Source organism: Lunatibacter salilacus, assembly GCF_009797935.1.
Classification (GTDB): domain Bacteria; phylum Bacteroidota; class Bacteroidia; order Cytophagales; family Cyclobacteriaceae; genus Lunatibacter; species Lunatibacter salilacus.
Genome location: NZ_VOLC01000013.1, coordinates 194,524 through 219,282, shown reverse-complemented (window position 1 = coordinate 219,282; position 24,759 = coordinate 194,524). Strand labels below are relative to the sequence as shown.

The 24,759-nt window shown below is 41.2% G+C and carries 15 protein-coding genes; 7 read left to right on the top strand and 8 right to left on the bottom strand.

Going from position 1 to position 24,759, the window contains the following annotated elements; genetic code table 11:
* The 3 genes from FQ608_RS17865 to FQ608_RS17855 all read right to left on the bottom strand — a co-directional run.
* A partial coding sequence (locus tag FQ608_RS17865; protein WP_158859831.1) for a LamG-like jellyroll fold domain-containing protein occupies positions 1–4,147 on the bottom strand: 4,147 nt, incomplete at its 3' end.
* A 216-nt stretch (positions 4,148–4,363) separates the two neighbouring features.
* Positions 4,364–5,710: an exopolysaccharide biosynthesis polyprenyl glycosylphosphotransferase gene (locus FQ608_RS17860; protein WP_234364262.1), complete on the bottom strand. Its 1,347-nt coding sequence runs from the start codon at positions 5,708–5,710 to the stop codon at positions 4,364–4,366.
* Positions 5,711–6,159: 449 nt separating this feature from the next.
* The gene (locus FQ608_RS17855; protein ID WP_158859823.1) at positions 6,160–7,281 is read right to left on the bottom strand and encodes an alpha/beta fold hydrolase; all 1,122 of its coding nucleotides are present in this window, start codon (positions 7,279–7,281) and stop codon (positions 6,160–6,162) included.
* A gap of 400 nt (positions 7,282–7,681) precedes the next feature.
* Between FQ608_RS17855 and FQ608_RS17850 the strand changes: the two genes are divergently transcribed.
* Positions 7,682–8,101, top strand: coding sequence for a VOC family protein (locus FQ608_RS17850; protein ID WP_158859821.1), 420 nt, complete (start codon positions 7,682–7,684; stop codon positions 8,099–8,101).
* Between the two features lie 87 nt (positions 8,102–8,188).
* On the opposite strand, the gene FQ608_RS17845 is transcribed toward FQ608_RS17850, so the two are convergent.
* From FQ608_RS17845 to FQ608_RS27535, 5 genes are all read right to left on the bottom strand, one after another.
* Positions 8,189–12,925 (bottom strand): chitobiase/beta-hexosaminidase C-terminal domain-containing protein, encoded by a 4,737-nt coding sequence (locus FQ608_RS17845; protein ID WP_158859819.1) that lies wholly within the window; start codon positions 12,923–12,925, stop codon positions 8,189–8,191.
* Positions 12,926–13,283: 358 nt separating this feature from the next.
* Complete coding sequence (locus tag FQ608_RS17840; RefSeq protein WP_158859817.1) at positions 13,284–16,052, bottom strand: TonB-dependent receptor; 2,769 nt, start codon at positions 16,050–16,052, stop codon at positions 13,284–13,286.
* 6 nt (positions 16,053–16,058) lie between these two features.
* A complete protein-coding gene (locus tag FQ608_RS17835; protein WP_158859816.1) occupies positions 16,059–17,141 on the bottom strand; it encodes a phytase in 1,083 nt (360 codons plus the stop codon).
* A 193-nt stretch (positions 17,142–17,334) separates the two neighbouring features.
* The gene (locus tag FQ608_RS17830) at positions 17,335–18,975 is read right to left on the bottom strand and encodes a tetratricopeptide repeat protein (RefSeq protein ID WP_158859814.1); all 1,641 of its coding nucleotides are present in this window, start codon (positions 18,973–18,975) and stop codon (positions 17,335–17,337) included.
* A gap of 110 nt (positions 18,976–19,085) precedes the next feature.
* Positions 19,086–19,337, bottom strand: coding sequence for a MarR family winged helix-turn-helix transcriptional regulator (locus tag FQ608_RS27535; RefSeq protein ID WP_262885524.1), 252 nt, complete (start codon positions 19,335–19,337; stop codon positions 19,086–19,088).
* A gap of 72 nt (positions 19,338–19,409) precedes the next feature.
* Here FQ608_RS27535 and FQ608_RS17825 point away from each other — a divergent pair, with 72 nt between their 5' ends.
* From FQ608_RS17825 to FQ608_RS17800, 6 genes are all read left to right on the top strand, one after another.
* Positions 19,410–19,646 carry a tryptophan-rich sensory protein gene (locus tag FQ608_RS17825; protein WP_158859812.1) on the top strand — a complete coding sequence of 79 codons (237 nt, stop codon included), beginning with the start codon at positions 19,410–19,412 and terminating at the stop codon, positions 19,644–19,646.
* Positions 19,535–19,891, top strand: coding sequence for a YdeI/OmpD-associated family protein (locus FQ608_RS28095; protein ID WP_394351668.1), 357 nt, complete (start codon positions 19,535–19,537; stop codon positions 19,889–19,891). Before FQ608_RS17825 ends, FQ608_RS28095 begins: the two co-directional genes overlap by 112 nt.
* 134 nt (positions 19,892–20,025) lie before the next feature.
* Positions 20,026–20,565, top strand: a complete 540-nt coding sequence (locus FQ608_RS17815) for a DUF6586 family protein (protein ID WP_158859808.1) — start codon at positions 20,026–20,028, stop codon at positions 20,563–20,565.
* An 810-nt stretch (positions 20,566–21,375) separates the two neighbouring features.
* The gene (locus FQ608_RS17810; protein ID WP_158859807.1) at positions 21,376–22,461 is read left to right on the top strand and encodes a zinc-binding dehydrogenase; all 1,086 of its coding nucleotides are present in this window, start codon (positions 21,376–21,378) and stop codon (positions 22,459–22,461) included.
* 13 nt (positions 22,462–22,474) lie between these two features.
* Positions 22,475–23,713 (top strand): MFS transporter, encoded by a 1,239-nt coding sequence (locus tag FQ608_RS17805; RefSeq protein WP_234364256.1) that lies wholly within the window; start codon positions 22,475–22,477, stop codon positions 23,711–23,713.
* Between the two features lie 219 nt (positions 23,714–23,932).
* On the top strand, positions 23,933–24,757 hold the full coding sequence (locus tag FQ608_RS17800; RefSeq protein WP_158859805.1) for a PstS family phosphate ABC transporter substrate-binding protein: 825 nt from the start codon (positions 23,933–23,935) through the stop codon (positions 24,755–24,757).
* Positions 24,758–24,759: the final 2 nt, after the last annotated feature.

The following is a 24,759-nucleotide window of genomic DNA, read 5'->3' as shown; positions in this document are numbered from 1 at the left end:
GGGACCAAGGGCCCTGACCGGCGCTGTTCTGGGCACTTACCCGCCAGAAATAAGGGGTCTGGAAATTCAGCCCTGAGGCGTTGACACTTGTGCCAGATATAGCAGCCTCCTGGAATACAATGTCGGTGAATGCGTCATTGGTGGACACCTGCACCTGGTAACTCTCCGCACCGCTTACCGATTGCCAGGAAAGTTCAGGTGTGATGGAGATATTTGAGGCATTGTTTTCAGGGGAATTCAAGGAAGGAGCCGCGGGTACCACCACAGGCTGGTTTTCGGTGGTAAATGTCCTGACTTGGGACCAAGGGCCCTGACCGGCGCTGTTCTGGGCACTTACCCGCCAGAAATAAGGAGTCTGGAAATTCAGCCCTGAGGCGTTGACACTGGTGCCAGATATAGCAGCCTCCTGGAATACAATGTCGGTGAATGCGTCATTGGTGGACACCTGCACCTGGTAACTCTCCGCACCGCTTACCGATTGCCAGGAAAGTTCAGGTGTGATGGAGATATTTGAGGCATTGTTTTCAGGGGAATTCAAGGAAGGAGCCGCGGGTACCACCACAGGCTGGTTTTCGGTGGTAAATGTCCTGACTTGGGACCAAGGGCCCTGACCGGCGCTGTTCTGGGCACTTACCCGCCAGAAATAAGGGGTCTGGAAATTCAGCCCTGAGGCGTTGACACTGGTGCCAGATATAGCAGACTCCTGGAATACAATGTCGGTGAAGGCGTCATTGGTGGACACCTGCACCTGGTAGCTCTCTGCCCCGGTTACGGAATGCCAGGAGAGTGCTGGGGCGATGGAAATACCCGTGGCATTGTTGACAGGGGAACTCAATGAAGGCGTCCCTGGCACCACTATTGGCTGGTTTTCGGTGGCAAATGTTCTAGTTAGCGACCAAGGGCTTTCACCAGCGCTATTCTGGGCACTCACACGCCAGAAATAAGAAGTCTGGAAATTCAGCCCTGAGACGTTTACGCTGGTACCAGAATTACCAGCCTCCTGGAATACAATGTCAGTGAATGCGTCATTGGTGGCCACCTGCACCTGGTAACTCTCTGCCCCAGTCACGGATTGCCATGAGAGTGAAGGGGTAATGGAAATACCCGTTGCGTTGTTGGCAGGGGAACTCAAGGTCGGGGCAGTAGGAACCACCACAGGCTGGTTTTCGGTGGTAAATGTCCTGACTTGGGACCAAGGGCCCTGACCGGCGCTGTTCTGGGCACTTACCCGCCAGAAATAAGGGGTCTGGAAATTCAGCCCTGAGGCGTTGACACTGGTGCCAGATATAGCAGCCTCCTGGAATACAATGTCGGTGAAGGCGTCATTGGTGGCGACCTGAACCTGGTAGCTCTCTGATCCATTCACGGATAGCCAGGAGAGGGCAGGGGCTATGGAAATGCCGGTGGCGTTGTTGGAGGGGTAGACTAACTCTGGTGTTGCGGGTATTACAACAGGAGGCTCTTTTGTAGTGAATGATCTTATCTCTGACCATTCTCCCTGACCAGCACTATTTTGGGCACTCACACGCCAAAAGTAGGTAGTTTGGTATCCCAGTTCTACTGTGGTAACCGTAGGGCCTACAATGCCTGTTTGCTCAAATGTGATATCTGTAAAGGTATTGTTGGTAGCTACCTGTACCAGGTAACCATCTGCACCTGCAACGGTCTCCCAGGAGAGAGACGGCACAATTGAGATATTGGAAGCATTTTCTGCCGGTGCATCCAATAGGGGAGCTAAAGGAATGGATATTGGTTCGTTCTCTATTGTGAAACTCCAGACCGTAGACCATGCGCTTTGTCCTACATTGTTTACGGCTCTAATTCGCCAATAGTAGGTGGCGTTGTATGCAAGATCCGGGACATTCACTGTGTTACCCTGGGCAACGGCTTGGTCGAACACTATGGCTGAGAAATTTTGATCAGCTCCTACCTGGACTTGATAAAAATCTGCTCCGGATACCGTATTCCACTGTAGATCGGGGGAAATAGGCAAGTTGGTGCTATTGTTTGATGGAGCGGTAAGGATTGGTGCTATCGGAATATCGGGTTCATTGGCATATAGCGTAGCAACGGCGTTTGCACTCAAGGTCCCATGGTAAATCCTCAGGTCATCTAACCCACCTGCCCATCTGAATTCACTGCCAAATGCTCCGATCCTTAAAATGGAATTATTGTTCAAAATCGCAGTCGGAGTGGGGAAGGATATAGAACTGTCTTCTACTCCATTGAGGTATATTTTCATCGTAATACCGTCAAATGTCGCGGCAAAGTGAGTCCAAGTGATGCCATCTGCAATATAATTACTGGTTGACAATAGCCTATAAGTCAGGTCTGTAGCCGTCCAGTTGAGCCAAAATTCGATTTTTCCATTGTTCGTAATGCTGACTTCATACCCATTCTGGGTAGATTTACCCAAGATCACTTTCGATAGTATTGCGGTGGGTCTGATCCATCCAGCGATTGAGATTTCATCGCTGATATTGAGGGATGGCGCATTGTTTACCTCAGCGTACCGATCCACGGTACCTGGAAGGTTCAACGACAGCCCGTCCACCCCAGGTACCCAGGTAACTCCGTCGGCATTTCTTAAAATTCCATTGTTTCCAAATCCAGAGTGGTCTATCAATGTGTTACCACCACCTTCCTCCATTTTCCAATGTGCTACCAATTCAGCGGAAGATCCAGATTGAAAAATCGTTGTGAAATACCTTTCCTCTGACCAATCACTAACCTCATTTTCATTGGTAGCCCGCACCCTCCAATAATAGCGTGTTCCATTCACAAGACCGGAAACCGCCACCGAAGTCTCCACAATCCCGGCTTCGTTATAAACCAAATTGGAAAATTCAGGATTGAGGCTCACTTGGACTTCATAGGCATCTGCCCTAAAAACGGAGTTCCACTCCAAGTGGGCCGTTAAAGGAATGCTGGTAGCGGCCATGGTTGGAATAGACAAAATTGGAAATCCAAAAGGTGGTGGAGAGCCATCATCAGAGGCAAATACTCCATGTGCTTTTCCGGCAGATGGGTTATTTGCCAAAATAACCACGTTTGCTTGATAATTGCTCTTAATACTGGTAGGATCCCTAAAACTATTGGACCCCCCTATGAGGAGTTGGGTAGGTCCAAACGAAATGGTTGTAGATGAAGACTCTTTATAAAATATTTCAGAATCATAAGATTCAGACCCATAAATTACCTTTATGGTATTATTGAGTTCATTCAATATCACAATTGGTTTGGTACCTGAATTTGAAACTTCATATAGGTCGTCCCACGTACCTGAAGGTTTTCTCACTAAGAGTGCTATTAATGGATAATCGGGGTTATTATATCCAGTCTTTACGGAGCAATATAGGGTCCCGTTATTCGAAACAGCCACATTCATATGGTCATCGGCCATACCGAACCCCACGTCCAAGGCCGACTGGGATGCAGGGATTTCATCTGCAGACCAGCTGGTTGGAGTGTCTCCCACATTGTGCGTTTTAAATCCAAATCGCTGGGTAATTTGGTCTGACCATAATACGCCCACCTTCCCAGGCATAGCAATGACGACCGCACCATCATCTGCCCGAACAGCTGCCTTTAGCGTAATGGGAGCACTCCAATTGTTGTATGGGGAATTACTCCATTGGACCAACACATTACTATTTCGCACGTAAGCCACCCACATGCGGTTGGAATCATCCACATCCATAGTGGCAGACTGAACCTGATTGTTAAACTGAAAATTTATAATGGTAGGTCTATTAGTCCATGGAGCAAAGGTGGCGTCGCTATCATTATATTCGAGGGAAACTAATTCGGATACATTGGCAGAAAAAATAAAAACATGGACCAAATCACCTTGCACTTTGACATCTGCCCTTCCTTTTCTCGTGGTCAACAATCGAATATTAGTCCAGGAAAGTCCATCCAGACGCCAAAGATGGGTTCCAGTGGTATTAGCTAATACTGACCAAAATTTGTCATCATAGAAAAAAACCTTTGACTGCGTTTTATCTGCAGTGCCAACTCCAGCATCTATAGGAAGGGGAACGAGAGGAACAATAGATTGAAATCCCTGGCTAGCTCCTTTGAAAAATGGGACACACAATAATAAAAATATAATAAGGATAGTAAATTTTTGAGTTAAAGGTTTCATGATGTAAAGAGAAAATTGTGGATTATGTAAACTGATCAACATTACAATTCTTGATTCCCTTCACCCAACACCATTCTCATTGATAATCCCAATTTTTCAGAGGCAATGAGACACCTAGCGTATTCGTAGGACCAATTTTGCAACCCCACTTATTTGTTTTTTCGATTCTATTACCAATTATATTTAATAACCTGTACTGTTTAGATTTAAATTTCTCTAAAACACCTTTTTATGGGTATTCTTGCCAAAAATGGTCTTGAATATTATTTTAAAATCTAACCAAATTGACCAGTTTTGGAGGTACCATAGATCGTGGCGGGTCCTTTCCTGCTTTTGTAATATGGATTCTGTGGGCCCTCTCCATCCATTCACCTGTGCCCAACCGGTAATCCCAGGTTTGAAATAATGCCTTAACATGTAATGATCTACTGATTCCTGAAATTGCTTGTCAAGCGTTGACCTATGAGGCCTTGGCCCCACTACACTCATGTCGCCCAAAAACACATTGATAAATTGGGGTAATTCATCTAAACTGGTTTTTCTTAAGATATTCCCGAATTTTGTAATTCTGGAATCATTTTCAACAGTAGAATTATTGCCCCCAATCTCAGGATCATTTTCATTCATGGTGCAAAATTTATACAGTCTAAAGGGTTTCCCCCCCCTTCCGATTCTAATAGGGCAATAAAATACCGGACGGTTTGATTCGAGCTTAATTATAAGCGCTATCAACAAAAAAATAGGGGAAAGAAACAATAGCATCACCCCTGAAAAAATCCAGTCAAATCCCTCTTTTATGTACAGGGACTTTTTATTGTCTAAGGGGTAGTAACGAGGATTAACAACATTAAAACCACCAGATTGCTCAGTTCTAAAATTTTCACTGCTAATGCTTTCAAAGTTGGGGATGAATTTAACCCTTTTGCCATAAAAATCTGCTATATCCCTAATATTTCGTACTTTTTTTGCCCTTTTAATATCTACTGTAACCAAAATTTCGTCTACATCATTTTCCTCTAAATATTTTTTCATTGTGTCCAAATTCCCTACAAATCTTTTCTCTTCCACGATGCCTGCGCGTTCTTCGTACCTAGTAAAACCGTTGGAATTAAAAGGTAAGGACAATTTATTATTGGAAAAATCATTGCCGCTATTTGATGGCTTACCAGTTCCCGAAACTATAATAGATTTTTTTTCTAAATAACCTGAACTAAATCTATGGATGAGACTTATAATGACCAAATTGGCGAACATGCCAGCAACTGGAAATCCAATGGATAAGCCTATCAAAACATTTCGATGGTGAGAAGGTAATCTAAAGGCCCAGTAAATTAAACCAGCCAATACAATTAAAATGGCACAAAGTTTTAAAAAATTGATTTGTCTTTTTTCAAAGCTTTCATTCCTCAAAAAAATATAACTTTTCCTTATCCATACTAAAGCAAACCATAATCCAATTAATCCGAAGAACAGGATCCAATCCACAATTTGTATCGGGTTGTCCTGAAAGTGAGTAAATAAGCCTAGTAAAGTAAGTATTAAAATCGCCGACTGTCCAAACATGTAAAGCCGTGACACAGAGTTAGAATTTTCATAAAACATAATAAAAGAGTTTAAGGGTGTAAAAAACTATCTCTAAATATTTTACCCAAACCTTGAAAATTCCCACTAAGGTTTGAATAAATGTCCACCTCCACTTATATCTAATTCACAATCATAAACATAGGAAAACAAAAACTCATTTACAAACAAAATACATAAAAAATATATCAAAACACATTTTTCTAGTTTCAAAATCAAAATCCACTTTCTATCACCTCGATTTTAATTTTTTATTATTATTTGAAAAAATTGGAGTTATTTTAATTTGGACATTCATTAAATGGAAAAATAATGATTAAATTGCTCTAAATAATAGGCTGTATGTAAAAATGTAATAGTGTCGCTAGGAATTTAAAAATTTAGGATGTTTCCAGCTGCAAGGGCTTTTTATAAGTTTTATCTTTTTAAATTTATTCCATGTCCTCAAGGTTTATTTTTCCAGTTAAAACATCTTGTTCTATAATTTGTCTCACTTTTTCGTTTTCTTCAAATAATGGACTATGGGCAGAATATTGAAAAGTGTAAAAACCCTTAACTGGTGCTTCAAGTTTTCTGAAATAGGCTTTGGAAAGCTCGGCGTTCACCGTAAAGTCAAACTTTCCACTGAAGAAATAAATTGGTATTTTCAATCGAGGCACTTCGGACGCAAAATTCCTTGACAATACCTCTCTGTTGAGATTGGTTTTTGGTAAAAAGAAAAACTTAGATCTCCATACCTTGATTTTCTCAGGAAGTGTATAGGCCCTACAGGTCCAGACTGGAAGGAATACATCTCTGAAAACGGAATTCATTTCCCTCATGGTACCTACACCCAGTTCATGCATCATTCTGTCCCGTAGGGGAGAGGTGTAGAAATTTAAAATCAGGGAATCATTGTCCCTTAAAGGGTATTGCATCAACTGATTTATAGATTTTTGATCATTTTTTTCCTGAAAAATCTTCAACATGTATTTATAAGCTATTTTTTCTGAGGCGGCCTGATCCGTAATCTGTGCCATCGCTATATAGGCATGGTATAAATGCGGATTTTGGGCTGCTGTGTGTAACCCAATAGGGGTGCCACCGGAATGGGCAATCAAGTATACTTTTTCTTTTCCAAATCGCTCCCGCAAATACTGGGTAACTTCCACTGCGTCAGAAATTAACTGATCGAAGCTAATGCTTTGAGGATCCATCTCGGGACTATAGGATAGTCCGCCCCCCCGTTGCTCCCAATAACAAACCGTAAAATAGTCTTCAAGCCCTGGTTTGTGTTTGTCAATCAAAAAATAATTTGGAAAGGCAGGTCCGCCATGTAGGTAGAGCAATACCGGATTTCGGATGTTTTTGCTTCGGATAAACATGCCCTGCTGCACACCGCCCACCTGTACAAAAACTTTCTCTGAGATACTTTCAGGTATGGGGTTTCCCCCAATATCCACAAAAGGTTCCGGTTTGCCAGGGCTGATCCAAAGCAACACAACTATCAAAAGTATAAAGCCTACAAATACAACACCGGTACATAATAGGGCCAACGTTTTTAAAATTTCCACGATAAGTTGTAATCAAGTCCATGATAAAACACCTTTGTTAATTTACAGATTTTTAGGATAAAAAAGAAAATTTGCCAATAAATGGTCAAAAAGCAAGAGGTCTGCTTTTTCATTTAACACCAAATAATCACCGTTCCGTAAACATATACGGTTTAGCAAATAGTGGGCGTTTTTATTACCACATAGTTACAAAGTTCCCATAGGGTTAAAATACAAATTATTTTTCCTTTTAAATCTATGTGCGCTATGCGTCCTATGTGGTAGTTTTATCCTTATATCCAAGTGCAAACAGTTTGTTAAACCACAATCACCGAAACAGACTAAAATACTAGCAAAATCCCGGAGCTCTGGGTAATTTGCATATCTAATCTATTATAATTCTTACACGAAAATTAAATACATGAGTAGTTTGCAACCATTTCACCTTGCTATTCCGGTAAGAGAACTCCAAGAAACCAGAACGTTTTACAACACTATTCTTAACTGCAAAGAAGGCAGATCTTCGGATAGGTGGGTGGATCTTGATTTTTATGGACATCAGTTAGTATTGCACATAGCAGATAATGTGGGCGAAGAAAACAGTAATCCTGTGGACGGACATGATGTTCCCGTCCCACATTTTGGAGTGGTTTTGACCATGGATAACTGGAATAAGTTGGCCGACCGCCTAAAAAACCATCAGATAAAATTTATCATTGAACCTTATTTGAGATTCAAAGGAGAGGTAGGGGAGCAGGCTACAATGTTTTTTAAAGATCCCTCCGGAAATGCGCTTGAATTCAAGGCATTTAAAAATCTGGATCAGTTGTTTGTGAGGTAATATTTTCATAAGGAATTTTATTATATTTTAAAGAAAAAAGGTCAGCCCATATAGAGCTGACCTTAATAATGCAAATCGATTTAGATTTTACCTGACCATCAGTCTTTCAACAGACGTTGATCCGTCCCTGTCGGTGACATATATCAGGTACACGCCTGCTGAAAGTTTGGAGACATTAAAGAATACCAAGGCACCTTCTGATCTCTTGGATTCGATTAATGCTCCAGTAAAGGTTCGCAGTTCTACTTGGTGCATTCCCTCAAATTTCCTAAGTTGAACAAACACATAATTTGCGGCAGGATTTGGGTACAATTTGACAATGTTGGAATTTCTTCTTAATGGGAAGGAAAACGGACCTGATACAGCCATACAGCCAGCCTCGTCGGTAATCATTACGGTGTAATTTCCAGCTCCTCGTATTTCCGTAGAGTTAATGGTCGTATTGGCTATAAGAATACCGTTTTTGTACCATTGGTAAGTATAGGGCCCTTCTAAAGTAAACAACCTACCTCTTTCAAATCCGATTACCGGAGTAGGAAGTGTTTTTAAAGAAATTTCTACTGCCTCAGTAGCTACCGGACCGCAATTATCGGAGTCAATTATTGCCCTTACCAGCGCAGTGAATTCTAGATCTGAAACGGATATACTATTCAAATTTTGGCTTTCTTCAATCAACGTCCAATTGGAACCATTGTCCAACGATATCTCCCATCCGACGATAGTGTCAAATACTCCCCCGAAAAGTTGAAATTCAACACTATTCGATCCCGCACATACTTCAGTTTCAGATGCGATCAGTTGAGGTAATTCCAAATCGCATTTCAAGATAAATCTCGATTTGACAGGCAAGTGGTCTGATGTTGTGTTGTCGAAATTCGCGATTAAATCATAGGGCGCAACTATCCGCTCTGAATTAACAATCCAACTTTCTTCAAGTTCATCCGAAATTATTTGGTGATCTATTACATTTTCGAAACTTGGGAAGGTTCTTAAACCCTCATTGCTGAGGCTGATGGTTATGGGTACGTATCTTTCAGGATCGTTGATGTAATTGATGAATGAAGTCTCTGAAGTACCTACTGTCGCAGCAGTTTGATCCGCTACAGTTTCATCCAAATCATCGTTGAAATCTCCCAGGATAATTAAAGGTACATCTCCATAATAGGTGTCCAAAGAATCTTTCAATACATTTACATCATACCTTCTCATCGCATAACGAGGATTTGTTGCGCTTTCTCCACCACCGTTTGACCGGGTATGAAGATTCACCAAGGTTACATTTTGACGGACCCCGTTTATGGTTGTAATTATGTCCATTAAGAAGGGTAACCTTCCAGACGCCCAGAAGCGATCCGGCGTAGAAGGATAGTCAGTTAACATACTCGGTTCTACTCCAGTCAGCAGTGCCTTTGTTTGGATGGTGTCTACAGTTGCCAGCTTGAATAGATAGGTCAGTTTTTGTGCTTCCTCAGCATACTCTCCGCCTGCAGAAGCAGCAGGGGAAACCGCCATGCCATATTCCGGAAGGGACTCCGCAAGCTCATTGAATTTAGATAGGGAGGTGATTTCTTGGAAAGCGTACACATCCGCGTCCAAATTGGCAATAATTGTCCTCACATTTTCAAGCTGCAAATCAACATTTGTAGGGCCCTGACCAGATTCTGTCGATCCAAACCATTCAATATTCCAATTAACCACGTCAAACGTTTGGTCTATTTCTACCGTTGCTCCTGTAAGATATCCTCTGCTGACGATTATGTCCCCGCTTTCAAATCGGATCGGAGAGGCAAATGCACCTTCAGAAGTTGGCGCAAATCTCACCAAGACTGACTGTAGACCTGTCAATTCGGAGGGAGTATAGATTAAGGTTGATTGATACACTACTCCATCCTTGGAGAATTCAAATCCTTCCTCAGCCGAAATGGTCAAGTTTGAGCTTGGATTTGAAAGATTGAAGCTGAAGGATTGGGTAGTACTGGATATACCTCCGATCGGAACAATACCAAAATGCAGGTAATCCAGATTTCCTATGGTAGTTGAGAAGAATGGTTCTGCTGGCAATTCTGAACTGAACAATGTAAAATCATCAAGTGTCCATCGGGCAGCTCCTGTCTCAGGTGAGGAATTGTAAACAAATGCAAATCGAACAGTTTGGTTCAGGTATTCGCTCAGGTCAAGTTGTCCAGAGAATGTCCATTCGTCACCGGATGCAAACCTATCACTGAGTTCTTTCCAACTTGATTCATTTGGGTTACCGTTTTCATAGTCTGTTGAAATCAAAAGCCGCAACCGTGGACCTTGAAATGCAACCCTGCTCCAGAAAGTCAATAGCGGAATATTATAATCATTCAAGTTATAGGGAGCGGTAATTAACCAATCCTCATTTAAAACAGGTCCTTCAAAAAAGCCATTAATTTGAATGCCGAAAGGTGAGGAAGCCGTGGGGTTTGTCCCCGCTCTACCAAAAGTAGTACAAGCCCATTGTTGCTCTCCCGTAACACTTATAGCTTCCCATCCTGAGGCTAAATCTGGACAAGTAGTGTTGAAATTTTCGGAGATACTAAACGGATCGAAAACTGAACCTGTTAGGCTTACAGAAAGTGGAAGCGAGCTCGAAGTCTGATTGCTGATTACCGTGCTGAAATTGCCCGTCTCTGCATTTTCAAACCTTACAAATACAGTCTGAGAATCACTTAACTCTTCAATGGAAAACTCAATAGATCCGGCAAAGTCTATCCCGTCCTTCGACACCCCATAAGGAGCGGGTGCACTGACATTTACCGGACCTTCTAAGTTTTCGCCAGTAAGTTCGTAAGAAAGAATTGGCGCAAGAGCAGCTAAGCTTACGGCGCCGAAATCAAGTTGTGAAGGGTTGGTTGTAATAGCTGGAATAATTACACCGTCTGCATCTTTAATAATGCCTGTGAACGTGACGGGAAGCGGACCTGGGAAGAAATTGGTTATTCTCATAGTTCCCCCAGAACCAATTGTGCTGCCATTTGCAGCTATATCGCTGGTTCTAATGATTCTAAATTCAATGTTGCCGGACAGGTTTAGTAAACCGGAAAGGTCAAGAATTTGATTTACAAAGGAGCCAGTGTGTTGCCATTCAGCCAGTCTGGATGTGAAATTGTCTCCACTGTAGACTAATGCTAAATCTCGTGGGCCAGTACCTGATGAGGTGGAGCCTATTTGAAGTGACGTTAGGTCAATTAGCTTGTCAAGAGCCACATTAAATCCAAATGTATAATATCTGTTATCACCTTCATTCCAACCATTTGAGCTGATGGAATTGCGCGCAGAAGCTGGATTGATGTCTGAACCACGGGCAAAATCCCTGGCTTCTACTCCCGGTTGAAGCGAAACTCCTGGTGTGGAAAGCTGATTTCCAGGTTGTGTTGTAAAATCCCAATTCACAAAATCAACTGGCTCAAGAACTTCTGGAATTTCGATCCGTACATTTGTTAGTCCGATCTGACGGCTTCCGCCAGATGCGTTAAAGCCTCTGTCAGAGGACCAAGAAATGTTCAAAAATTCTCCCGGTTGTATGTTTAATTCAGATAGTGAGGCCGACACTTGCATGTCCTCACCTGTGGAAGTGCTATATGCCAATTCAGGAATCAAAGATCCGTTTACCGATACGGTCCACTCGGGAAACCTAGTTTGATCTAGTCTTGCAACCTTTCCCACATATGATATTTCCAAATCTGTGATTGGAAAATTAGTATCGTTTTCAAGTTCCAGAGAAGCTGTGAAAACTCCAGATGATCCTGTATGCTGATAACCCATGACATCACCTCCCCGTAGGCCAGCACTTGTACCGGAACTGAAAAGTCCATTATAATTTAATGCAGACCCTTCAAAACTCCATTCGTCATTCACTCCAAAAGAAGTTACGGGACTGCTTAAATTGACAAAATCACCGAAATTCTGATTATAAGGAATTGATGAAGATGGAATGCCCGGCATTTCAATCGTGAACTGTGCGGTACTTGTTTCGCTGAAATTAAAACCTTCCGCCACTGCAATCGCAAAAAGTATTGCGCTTTCTTCAATCACTATCGGTGTTGAATATAAAGTGCTTCCCAAGTTAGGAGCGCTACCATCGAGGGTGTAATAAATTGTCGAACCTGGGGTTTCAGATGTCAAAGTCACTGTCTGTGCCTCCTCAAAAATTCCGCCATCGGGATTAATTACAGGTGATGCTGTTGGTTCTAATGCCCCACCAAGTACTTCTCCTTCAATAAAGATTTCGTCAATTCTACTTGTGCCTGCTGAGGAGATTGTTCCGCCGCTTACGGAGATATTGGAAGTGTTTATCCAGCGGATAAAAATGAGTGTTTGGTTATTTGCATCCTGAGGTAAAGAGATTTTATTCAAAGTACCGGATGTGAAATCATTGGCCACTGTTATGATTCCTCCAGGTATATCTTCCCAAAATGTACCGTCCAAGCTATATTCAGCCTTAAAATCTCTAGGACCTGAGTCGGAACTTCGTTGTTTGGATGACAAATTCAAATTTTCAAATCCAAGGGTATTTACCTGAATTACCCAAAATTTTTCAAGTTCTTCATCCACCCATCGATTAGAAGTGATAGACCTTCCAGAAAAACCTCCGACATATTCATTGAGATCGGCATTGGTAAGTGATATTTCCCTTACGCCAATATTATTGAAATTTCCTCGATTGGCAAACTGTGATTCCTCTCCAACAAGCTCACCAAATGTCCAGCCTGCAATTTCCCTGTTCTGTGCATGAGAAGGTACCATACTCAACACGATAGATAGAGCGAGAAAAATTGATTTAATTAAAATATTTTTCATTGGGGGTCTGATTGGAGAAGAAACTTTACGAATTCTGAAACAACTTCTAAAGATACTTGGTCGAGCTGAGACTAGCTCTGGATTATTGTTAACAAAACGTTAAAAAATTGAATCTGTACAGGGCATTTGTAAGTAGAATAAAAAAATTAAGTTAAAATTTTAAAGGTAATTTGGAATTTGTAGCTTATGATTGAGACGATAAGCGCCAAAAACTAATTCGAGAAAATGTAAGCTATTTCCACGGAAAATTCGGGGTTGCCATTTTAAATTGTTTTATAAATTCTTGGAAAACCAATAAAAAAAGGCTGCCGATTATTATGCAGCCTTTTTTAAAGGGGTGGTTTTTTAAATTTGCAATCTATTCAAACAAGTCAAATTTAATTCCGAAGTTAAAGCGGGCATTGTAATATTCCATTTGCATGGTTCGGGACTGAATTCCCTGATAGTAACGTAGAGGCTGATTGGTCAAATTATTTCCTTCAGCAAAAAGCCGCCATTTTGGTGTGAATGCGTAGGAAGCATTCACATCTAGGAAAGTCTGCTTGTCATAATATCGGTCTTCAAATCCCTCCCCACCCAATTCATCCAAGTAATCAGATGCATAGTTGAGTGATACTCGAACTACCAAACGCTCATTTTCGTACGAAACAGAAGCATTGAACATATTCTTTGCTGTTCCGGGAAGCTGTAAGTCTTCACCATCCCGGTCTTCGATGCCAGTAGTAGATGAGTTGGTGAAGGTATAGTTTAGGTACAGTCCAAAGTTCTTGAAAAACTGCCGCTGAAAGGAAGCCTCCAATCCGGACACGGTGGCCGTACCACCATTTTCAGGCCTTGAATATTGAAGGTTGGAGCCAAAAACGGGATCGGAATACCCTTGGGTGGTGATGGTATACACAAAATTGTCTATGTCCTTGTGAAAGGCGCCAAACGACAGCATTCCTACGTCATCAAAGTACCGCTCCGCCATAAAGTCAAAATTCATTGCAGTAGTGGCTTTTAGATTGGGGTTTCCCCGTTCCAGTTCTTGATCCGCAATACTGAATGCAGCATAAGGAACCAGATCAAAATAATTTGGCCTGGCGATTGTGTTTGTCCATGCAAATCGAAATACCGTATTGGCACTTTGATCATATTTGAAGTGTAATCCGGGGAGAAAATTGGCATAACTTTGATCACCAGAGGTAGGGGAGATCGTTTCGTCGTCAATATTGAAAATATTCCCGGCATAATCGATCGCAGTGTGCTCCAGCCGGAGGCCGGCTATTGCGGATAGTTTTTGTGTCAGTTGTTGATCTGCCATTACGTAGGCGGCAGTTATTTTTTCAGACGCATTGTAATTTCCCGGAGCGTATTCTTCAAGCAGGTCAGATTCTTCAAAAAGACTGCTATTTGTCAGGTTTAACCCACCTAAGAAACTTGGATCCATAAAGGTACCAACTGCATACTGGGAACCTGCGAGGTAATTGGGATCAGTGAAATTCTGATTCGGAATTTCACCGAGTGTAGCGCCAAATTCATCTTCATCAGTTGGTTCATATTCGAAAAAATCATTATCTCTGTCTTTCTTCTTTCCCCGGTACCTCAAACCAAACTGAAGAATACCATCATTGGAATAGGGAAGTTTGAAGTCCAATCTTCCGTTGAGATCTTGGTCAGAGGTGTAACTATACTGCTCAGATAGTCCATTTAAACCAATTCCCAGATTGTCTGAAGGATTGGAAAGAATTGCTAAAGGAAAGCGGGGATTGGATAAATCTACGCGTACATTTTGTCCGGAGGAGCGATGGGAGGAATAGCGTTCGTTTGGTCTTTCTTCGGAAGCTTTGGCATAGGTAAGGTTCCAATCCGTCCGAAGTTTGTTGAAAAGGTGTTTACCACCGCCTGTGACATTATATACACGCTGATCCTCCAATCGTGTAGCTTTGATCCGGTTATTGTCCAGGCCACCTTTTGTTTGGAATTCCACCCTTCCGATTGTCTGATAGACCCCCGGGCTGGTCTGAGTGAAATCTCCGTCGTCGAAGGAATCGTCCAAATTGCTGACACGCATCCTATAGCGATTTTCAAAATCGTCCCGCTGATTGTACATGCCAGACAGAAAAAGGGTATGATTCGGAGAAAGCTCATAATCTAGCGCTAGAGTGGCAGATCTTCTTACCCGCTGTACCACATACTTTCGGATATCAAACTCTTCAAGGGCTACACCATTATCTGAATCATACCAAACGCCTTCCACATTGTCAGAACCAAAGTTGTGGTTGTTATAGGAACCTGAGAAAATCACTCCAAGCTTATCATTGGCAAAGCGATTTCCCAAGATCATGCCTCCAGTCCAGATTGGCTTGTTAGACAAAAGGTTAACACCGCTGGCTGCCGTTCCTGAAACTCGAAGCGAGTTTGGAGCTTGCCTCGTAACCAGATTCACCGAGCCTCCGATTGCATCCGCATCCATATTGGGCAATACGGCCTTATTTACTTCGATGGTTTGAATCATATCCGAAGGAATCAAGTCCATTTGGATATTCCTGTTGTCTCCTTCTGCGGAGGGAATTCGTTCCCCATTCAAAGTCACGGAGTTGAGCTGGGGAGCCATCCCACGGATAATAATATTTCGGGCTTCTCCCTGATCATTTTGCATGGTGATACCGGGGATTCGCTTTAAGGCATCCCCGATGTTGGCATCAGGAAAACGGCCGATCTGATCTGAGGACACGATGTTGGTTATGTTGGCGTTGTTTTTTTGTTGGTTCAGCGCTTTTGCCTGGCCTTTGAGCCTGTCCCCGAATACCACAAATTCCGAAGCCAGCAACTCGGCTTCATCCATTTTAAAGTCAAGGGTAGTTGTTTGACCACTCTGGATTTGTGCTACTTTTATAAGCTCTCCAAATCCTAGGTATGTTACCTTAATTTCAACATTCCCTGAAGGTAAATTCGGAATGGAAAAATCTCCCTTTTGATCCGTGATAGTTCCAATAGTTGTCCCCTGAACGATTACATTGGCACCGGGGAGGGACAGATTTTGCGCATCGATCAACCTCCCCTTCAGTACTCCCTGCGCCCATCCATTTCCCGCACACAGGAGGATAGACAACACGGATAAAGTAACAAGTAGTTGTTTTTTCATGATTAGTTAGTTTTTCTGGTTGATGTATTTTTCGAGTTGTTCCCAAGAATAAATTTGGAATGTTTTGTCATCGGACATGGCCACAAACATCCCCTTGGGGAAATTCGGCCCCAAATTAACGGCTGTCACTTCTGACCCGTCACTGGAAACCGTGCTTAGTGGAATCTTGATTAAAAGTGGATGATCATTTGGATTTCCCTGGTTTCCCTCTCTTGGAAACACATGAAAAAGGTTTGCTCCCTGATCAGAGACAAGTATGTAGCCTTCATTTTGAGATGTTTGGTAGATCGAAATGCCTTCGTGGTCATCCGTAAATCCTTCCGTAGCAAACAAGGCCAGTTCTTCATTGCCCTTTGCAGGGTTGGCGTGATATTTCCTTACCCCAACTCCCTCGTCTGAATAATAAATGTAGCCGAGCTCATGATCAACAGCAATAGCCTCTATTTCTTTGTTGCCACTATACTTCCCGAATTTACGCACCAACTCCAGCTCAATTCCAGATTCCGTTCCATCTATACGGTACTGCCAAAGATATGTCCCGTCCGTAGGTCCGTTTTTTCGCCCTGCAATCACATAATGAATATCAGCAGCCTTATCGTGATATACGGCAACTCCCATCAGGTCTTTGTATTCCGGTCCTGTTTCATCAAGATAGATTTCAACCCCTCCATCTGCTATTTCTTTCATTTCGGGAAGGCTATAAAATCTCAGTCTAGAAGTAAGACGCTCTCCAGTGACGGCAAAATCTATTTTTCCATCACCATATTTAAGGCCGTATCCCACATCCACGTTATTTGGACGTTGAAGATTCCGCACGACCAGTGAATCGATGGTTTTACCCTTTAAGTCAAAAACATATAATGCACCGTCAGCATCTTTATCGGTGCCAATGATCAAGCTTTTGGAGGGATCCGCGGAATTGATCCAAATGGCGGGATCGTCGGTATCGTGAATGACTGAATCTGTAGTGACAAAAGGTGTTACTACGAAATCATTTGATTCGAGTGAATCCGAATCAGTTGGTTTTTGGCTTTGACAACCAGACATCAAAAGGACTAGCGTAAAACAAGAATAGAAAAATTTAACCATGTGCATGAGCGTTTTATTTTGGGTCAAAATTAGTTGGAAGCCCAAATGAAAGCTAGGGTAAACCGTTATCAAAACAGCAACATTTAAATCTGGCAGCGTTAACAAAACGGCAACAGCAATATTAAAAAAGTAATTTAAAATATTGAATATCAATATATTATGCCATGTTACGGGTAGGTTATTTAATTGTATCCTATAAACCAACTATAAATTGGTGTAAACTTTCGCCGTTTTTTAAGTCAAGTTTTTTCCTTAGTCTGTATCTCGAAATTCGGAGGCTGTCCTGGGAAATCCCTAGGGTTGAAGCGATGTCCTTTGACCCTAGATTTAATTTCATCAAGGTTGCAAGCTTAAGATCCGCCGGGGAAAGATTATTCGACACATGATTTAGATTAACAAAAAAGTCTTCGTGAATTTTCTCAAAATTATTTCGAAAAACGTTCCAGTCTGTTTCATGGACCAGATTAAAATCAATCATTTTGATAAGGTTCCTGATCTTTTTTTTCTGTTCTTTCGGATCATCCTCCAGCGTACTGGAAAGTCTTTTCCGAAGTTCTTCCAATACACGGTTTTTATCGATTACATGTAGTGTTTCCGCAGCGAGGGCTTTGGCATTAGCTTCCAAGTCCATTTTCATCTGTCGTTCCTTTAGCTGCACATTGGCAAGCTCAGTTTCTATTAGCTTCTGCCTCGTATCCAAAACTGCTTTTTGCTGAATCATCGATTCCTCCGCAGCTTTGGATTTCAGTTTTTGCCTACTAAAAACCACCAGGCTAAAGGCGACTATTGCCAAGATCAAAAGAACGAGCAAAACTTTGAGCTGATTATTCCAATTTTGTTTTCTCGTAAGCTCATTTATCTCCTGATCTTTGATTCTGACTTCAAAGAGTTCCTTCATCAATGCCAACTGTCTGGCCGATTCTCGATTGTAAATTTCCTGGTATTCTATTCTACTGCTATCCAGATAGGCATACGCTTTTTGAAAATCACCGGATTCATGATGCGCTTTTGCTACGTCTCTCATGGCACTGCTGAGTTGGTAAGGTTCTCGGAGCATTCGGCTAAGCTCCAAAGCCTGGGAGGATGTGGCAAGTGCTTTTTTCATCTGCCCCTTTTTCCGGTATATATCGCCGAGGTTATTGATGGTATTGATAAGTTTTAGGCTATCCCCGGATGCCAGGTTCAGTTGATAGGCGGCATCAAAATAATAAAGAGCAGAATCAAACGCTTCTAAGTCTTCATATATGCTCCCAAGATTTTCATTGATTTCTGCCGAAAGAGAATCCAATTGATTTTCCTCAAATAATGCTTTCGCCGACCATTGGCATGTTAGTGCTTCACTATAGGCACCCATTTTTTCATACATTCCACCAATCCAACCCATTGATGTCGCTTGGCCCAAAATGTTTCCATCCTGAAAAGCCAAATCATAGGCCTTTTGATGCATAATTAAAGCTTCTTCGGGGGAGGAAGTTTTGTAATGCAGTCGCCCTTGGAAATTGTAATTTTCCACCAATAAGTCGCGGTTGTTTAACCGCTGGAAAATCTCCCCTGCCAAAAGGAACCGCTCTCCTGCTTCGGAATATATACCCTGAAAAAATAAAAGCTCTCCCAAAAACTGTTGGCAGAGTCCGGAACTTTTCCGATCACCAACTTTTTCACTTTCCTTTAGTGCTTTGGAAGCGATATTATAGCTTGAATCAGGTTGGGAAAACTGAGTTTCTCTTGCTAAATATAAAAGGGAATTGATTTCAGGAATTCCTGAGACTGGGATCTGTTCGGCATGGGACTGAGCGAGACCCATAAATACTATTGTGATCAGCCAGATTTTCATTTACAAATATGCTGTAACCCAGACGCATAGTTGTTATGTCAATATGAATTCAATGTTAATTTTGTGCGATAGCGGAAAAATAAAATAAGGCCAACCATTAACTATATTTCCTACTTTTTCGAATTATTGGACAATGATTGAATATTTCCGGTATGGAAGGTGTCTAAGCTTTGCAAGGTATGAATTAGAAGTTCTCTTTGTTCGATATTTAATCCAACCATCACGTCTTGAATTTTTGAGAAACCAACATAAACTTTGAACAGTAGTTCCTTTCCTTTTTTTGTCAGAGAAATTAACTTTTGCCTTTTATCGTTTTTATTCACTTTCTCCGAGACTAACCCTAGATTAATTAACCGCTTTATTATTAATTTAAATCTTTATTTGACATGGAAACTACTAATCAAAAATCTAACATCCAAAAACCGTTTAAAAAAATGAAATGGTGGCACTGCCTAATAATCTTTGTGGTTGCTAATATCATTTCAGTCGTCCCGGCAGGCTTCAATGGAGATGAAGCCTTTTACAATAATTTCCTTCAGCCGGACGGTGCACCGCCGGAATGGCTATTTCCGCCCATGTGGTTATTTTTAAACATTACCTCCCTAATTGGACTTTACACAATATCAAACCTTCCCGTGATCACCAAAAATCGCCGCAAAATAAAACCCTAGGCGCCCAAATTTATTTTGAATTAAGTGAGGACCCGAATCCTTTGGGAGTTGATATTCCGGAGGTTTTGGAGGTCCTTTTAGAACAGGATTTGAAATTGAAAACAGTTTTTGAAAGCTTGACATTTGGAAAAAAAAGGAGCGTAATTTTCTCTATCAACAAGACTAAAGATATTTACAAGCAGATTCAAAAATCGATACAAATTATAAATGATAGTACCAAGCCACGACCCAAAGGGAAATTGTAGAAAGAATTCGCCAATTACCTTATACCTTCCAAAATCTGATATTTAAATTTTTCTTTTGCAATAAAAAAAGTAAAAAATAGACGATATTGTATGAAATATGGGTAATTTTAACTAAAAATTGACAAGCAATGAAAATGAAAAAATACTCCGTACTTAAAGAACTGACAGATTCTAAATTACGATATGCCCAAATTTACCTCGATGAGTTGAAAAAATCAGAAATACTTGGATCCGATATTGAGAAAGCCCATAGCGAATCATTTTTGTTTCATTTAAAAGGAGTAGTTGATGCGTTTTTAGCTGAGATAAATGAAATCTATGGACTTGGAATTAAGGCAAAAAAGCTAAGCATCGAAAGCCTTAAGGATGCCAAATCCAATTCCAAAAAACCTATACAAGAGGTTAAAAAGCTCAGCAAATTAATGGGCAAAAAGAACTGGTTATATGAATTAAAGTCTTTCAATCTGAACGCAGTTCCCAAAATTGAAAAAAGCAAAAAATCCACAGGTAAAGTTAAATTCGAATCCGGAAACCTTTTGGAACAAATCGGACAAGTTGAGTCAAATCCGAATTTGGAGAAGTTTGAAGAATGGCAAAACAAAATGAGAAAATTGATTTTGGAGCTTAGGGAATCAGCGATTTTTTCCGCTGGAAAATCTTCCAAAAAGAAATAACATTACAATTCGCAAAAAATATGGCTCTCAGGTCTTTCCACCTGGGAGTTTTTTTTCCATAGTTTGGGTTTTCTGATAGCAATCTTTATTAAATCAACTGTCGTTTGTATTGGCTCTTCCAAATCCTTTTAAAATCAATAACTTATCCACATACTCACCGTTTGCATCAATCCGAAGGAAATGGCCACAATTATCTATTGCTAAACAGTATAAATACGCCGGGAACGAAATTATTGGAGTGGTAGCAAAAAACACTGGAAATGGAATAGCATTAGTTTTAACTTCTGATTATGAAGCCACAGCATCCTGTATAGTTTGATTTGTAAAACTTTTATTAAATAAAAAAATCAATACATCAGGTGTAAAATTGCCTTTCAAGCTGTTTACTTTTGATGAAATTATAAGCGAAATAGAAGATGTTATATTAAATATAACCGCTTAATAGAAATTTTGTGCCATAGAAGAATCAACCTAACAAGTTGTTAGTCTGTAAACCGGTTGGAGATGCGATCAACTGCTTAAAGGCAAGAGCGCACTTTTAATTACAACCTGCGATGCCCCCTTGTGGTGGATTTGGTGACAGTACCGCAACAGCGATTTGAATACTTTGAAACGCGCTACACTTCAGTTTTTCGGCATATCTCCGGTTTCCCCGATAAGAATCGGAAGAGTAAGGCACCTGAACGAATTTATTAGACAAAATAATAAATTCTTAATAGTTTTATTACATAATTATCCTGAAATCCAGAAATAAAAAATAATACATTAGAGGCGTAAAAAAGGATATTATTTTCACGCTCAAATTTATTTATGAGAACGGGTAAGCTGATTGCTTTCAATGGCCCGGGTAAATCGCTTGAAATTCGAACAGAATTAGTTAGAAAGCTTCTTCCTGGGGAGATTCTGGTCAAAAACCAATTTACCACAATTTGCGGCAGTGACTTGCACACCTATACTGGTTTACGAAAAGAACCCTGTCCAGTTGTATTGGGGCATGAAATCGTCGGGACAATCGTGGAAATCGAAAGGCAGCACAGCGGTAGGGATTACAACTCTGAAAAGCTGGAACCGGGTGATTTGATAACTTGGACGATTTTCTCAAGTGATCCAACTTCTTCCCTTTCGCGTGACGGCATGCCCCAAAAAGGCGATAACCTATTTAAGTATGGACACGCACAGATCACGGAACGCGAACATTTCCATGGTGGGCTGGCAGAATATTGCATCCTAAGGCCTGGTACGGGAATATTAAAGCTGCCAAAAGATCTTCCTCCACAAGTGGCTGCCACAGTTAACTGTTCCATTTCAACTGTTGCGGGAGCAATACGGCTTGCTGGTAATCTTAGAGATAAGAAGGTGGTGATTTTTGGCGCCGGTATGTTGGGCATTACCTGTGCCGCCATGTGCCGGGTCAAAAGTGCAAAATGGGTGTCGGTAGTAGATATGGATACAGACAGATTGACTAAAGCGATGTCCTTCGGTGCGGACCAAACATTTAATTTGAATGTTTGCAACTTAGTTGAAGAGATAGCAACAAAATTTCCTACGAATGGTGTAGATGTGGTTTTCGACATGAGTGGTTCACCGGAGGCAATGGAGTCCGGTATGGAACTCTTGGGAATAGGTGGAAAGGCTATATGGGTGGGTGCTGTCTTTGGTACAAGAAAGGTGCAGGTTAATCCTGAAAATTTAATTCGAAAATTGATCACGATTCGGGGACTGCATAATTATAATTTCGAAGATTTCGTTAGCGGGTTGAATTTTATAAAAAGAAACTGGAAACGGTTTCCATTTGAATCTGCGGTAGAAAAGGAATTCGATCTGGAGGATGCCGAGAAGGCTTTTGACTATGCACTTCGAAATAAACCGTTGCGGGTAGGCATAAGGATAAAATAAGGACAAACCGAACGTGGCAGATTCACTTAATTTCCGAAGAGATCAATGGAACATGCTTTTTATAACCATGTTCTGTTACCTATTTTTTTATACAGGGCGACATAATTTTGGGTGGGCTGCCAAAGAAATGGCAGAAGAATTGGAGATCTCTTATGCTTTGATTGGCTGGATTAGCTCGGCAATGCTGATTGGCTATGCGATCGGACAGTTTGTAAACGGGAACTTGGCAGATAGATTCAGTCCGCGAATAATGATTAGCCTTGGTGCTATTCTTTCTGTATTGGCTAATTTTGCAATCAGTTTTAGTACTACTTATATCTATATCCTAGTTTTATGGGCATTGAACGGGTATTTTCAATCCATGGCATGGGCTCCGGGAAGCAGGCTTATTTCGAATTGGTGGCATCGAGAAGAGCGGGGAAAGGCATTTGGCCTATATACAATGGCTGCGGGAAGCTCTTCTGTAGTGACATTTTTGGTTTCGATATTGATCCTACAAAATAGGGTTGCCTGGCCTTACTTATTCCGTATACCAGTTTTGTTTCTTCTGTTTGCTGCTGTTCTTTTTTTCTTTATAGCAAGGAGCAAACCCTCGGATAAGGGATACCCGGATTTGTATCCTGAAAAGCAACGTCAATCTCAAGAGTCCTGGGCGGCTATGTACTTGCAGGTGCTTAAAAACAGGAATTTTGTTGTAGCGTCATTTTCTCTCGGGTTTGAGAGTATGGCCCGATATGGATTGATTGTCTGGGTGCCTTTGCATTTTCTTGGTAATTCCAATGGTAATACGGATAACCTTTGGGGCAGTATACTTTTGCCGATTGGAATGGCTTTGGGAGCATTATCCTTTGGTATGATTTCCGATTGTCTTTTTAAGGGAAACAAGCACAGGTCAATTTTCACGGGTATGTCGTTTGCGGCGATAATCATGATGGGAATTTACTGGACTCCGCCGGAAAATTGGGTGGCCGGCTCCGTGTTGATGTTCTTAGCCGGCTTTTTCGTATACGGCCCACAGGCAAATTTCTGGCCACTAGGTCCGGAACTTCTCGGAGAAAAATATGTAGGAACTGGTGTAGGGGTTATGAATGCATGCGCTTACCTTTTTGCGGCTTTGGGAGAACCAATTTTGGGGAAGATTATTGATATCACCAACAGCAGTATCTCGGTGTTTTTAGCCTTGGCTGTGATTTGTCAATTATCGGCCGGGATGATATTGTTGGCTAGAGCAAAACATCGTGTGACAATATGATATCATTACTAATTGATACGCTTTAACTAAACAGATTTTGGAGGGATATAAAAATTCATCCAATAAGCATATGGTGTCTCATTCACAAAACGTATTATTGATCAAATGGAAATTTTATTTTGATTGATCTTGCTAAAATTTTTCTTTATCAGCCACAATCATAACGATAAGATAATATAAGACTGCGAATTTGCTGTTTGAAGAGAGGTAAATTTATAGATGAGATTTATCTTCCCCTTAATCTGCATTTTCATTGGCTCCTGTTCCGTGGATAATGAAACCATTAAGATAAAAGGTTCTGATACGGAAGTAAACCTGGCTGTTTTGATGGCCGAACAATTTCATTTTGAGACTCCGGGATTACTTGTGTCAGTATCCGGGGGTGGATCTGGACTTGGGATTGCTTCACTACTGAATGGAAACGCTGACATCGCAAATTCCTCCCGTAGCATCAAAGATTCTGAACTTAAATTATTTAAAAATAAGGGAATTGAAATCGATTCCATCGCATTTGCACAAGACGCCATTGCATTTGTTGTTTCGGATGACTTACCCTTCGACTCTGTTGATACGGAAACAATCGCCCGTATATTGAAAGGAGAATTTAAAAATTGGTCTTCTCTTACTTCATTGAATTTGCCGATTACCATTTACGGAAGACAAAGCAATTCAGGTACCTATGATTACGTGAAGTCAAGTTTGAAAATAAACTTTTCCCCACATGCCATGCAAATGAACGGTAATGCGCAAATTATCGAAGCACTTAAAGTGGATAATTCAGGAATTGGTTATGTGAGTGCCGGATACGTATTGAAAGGAAACGCAACAGGCTTGAAGACACTGACCGTCTATCAAGGAAATTCAAAAGCTATTTCTCCATTAGATGAGAATGCTATTGCATCAGGGGATTATCTCTTTCAGCGACCCCTTTTTCAATATTACAGAAAAGTAGATTATGAAAAGATAAAACCGTTTCTGGATTTCGAACAGTCAGAAGCGGGAGCCAAAATCATCCAACAATCCGGTTACTACCCCATACAATAAAA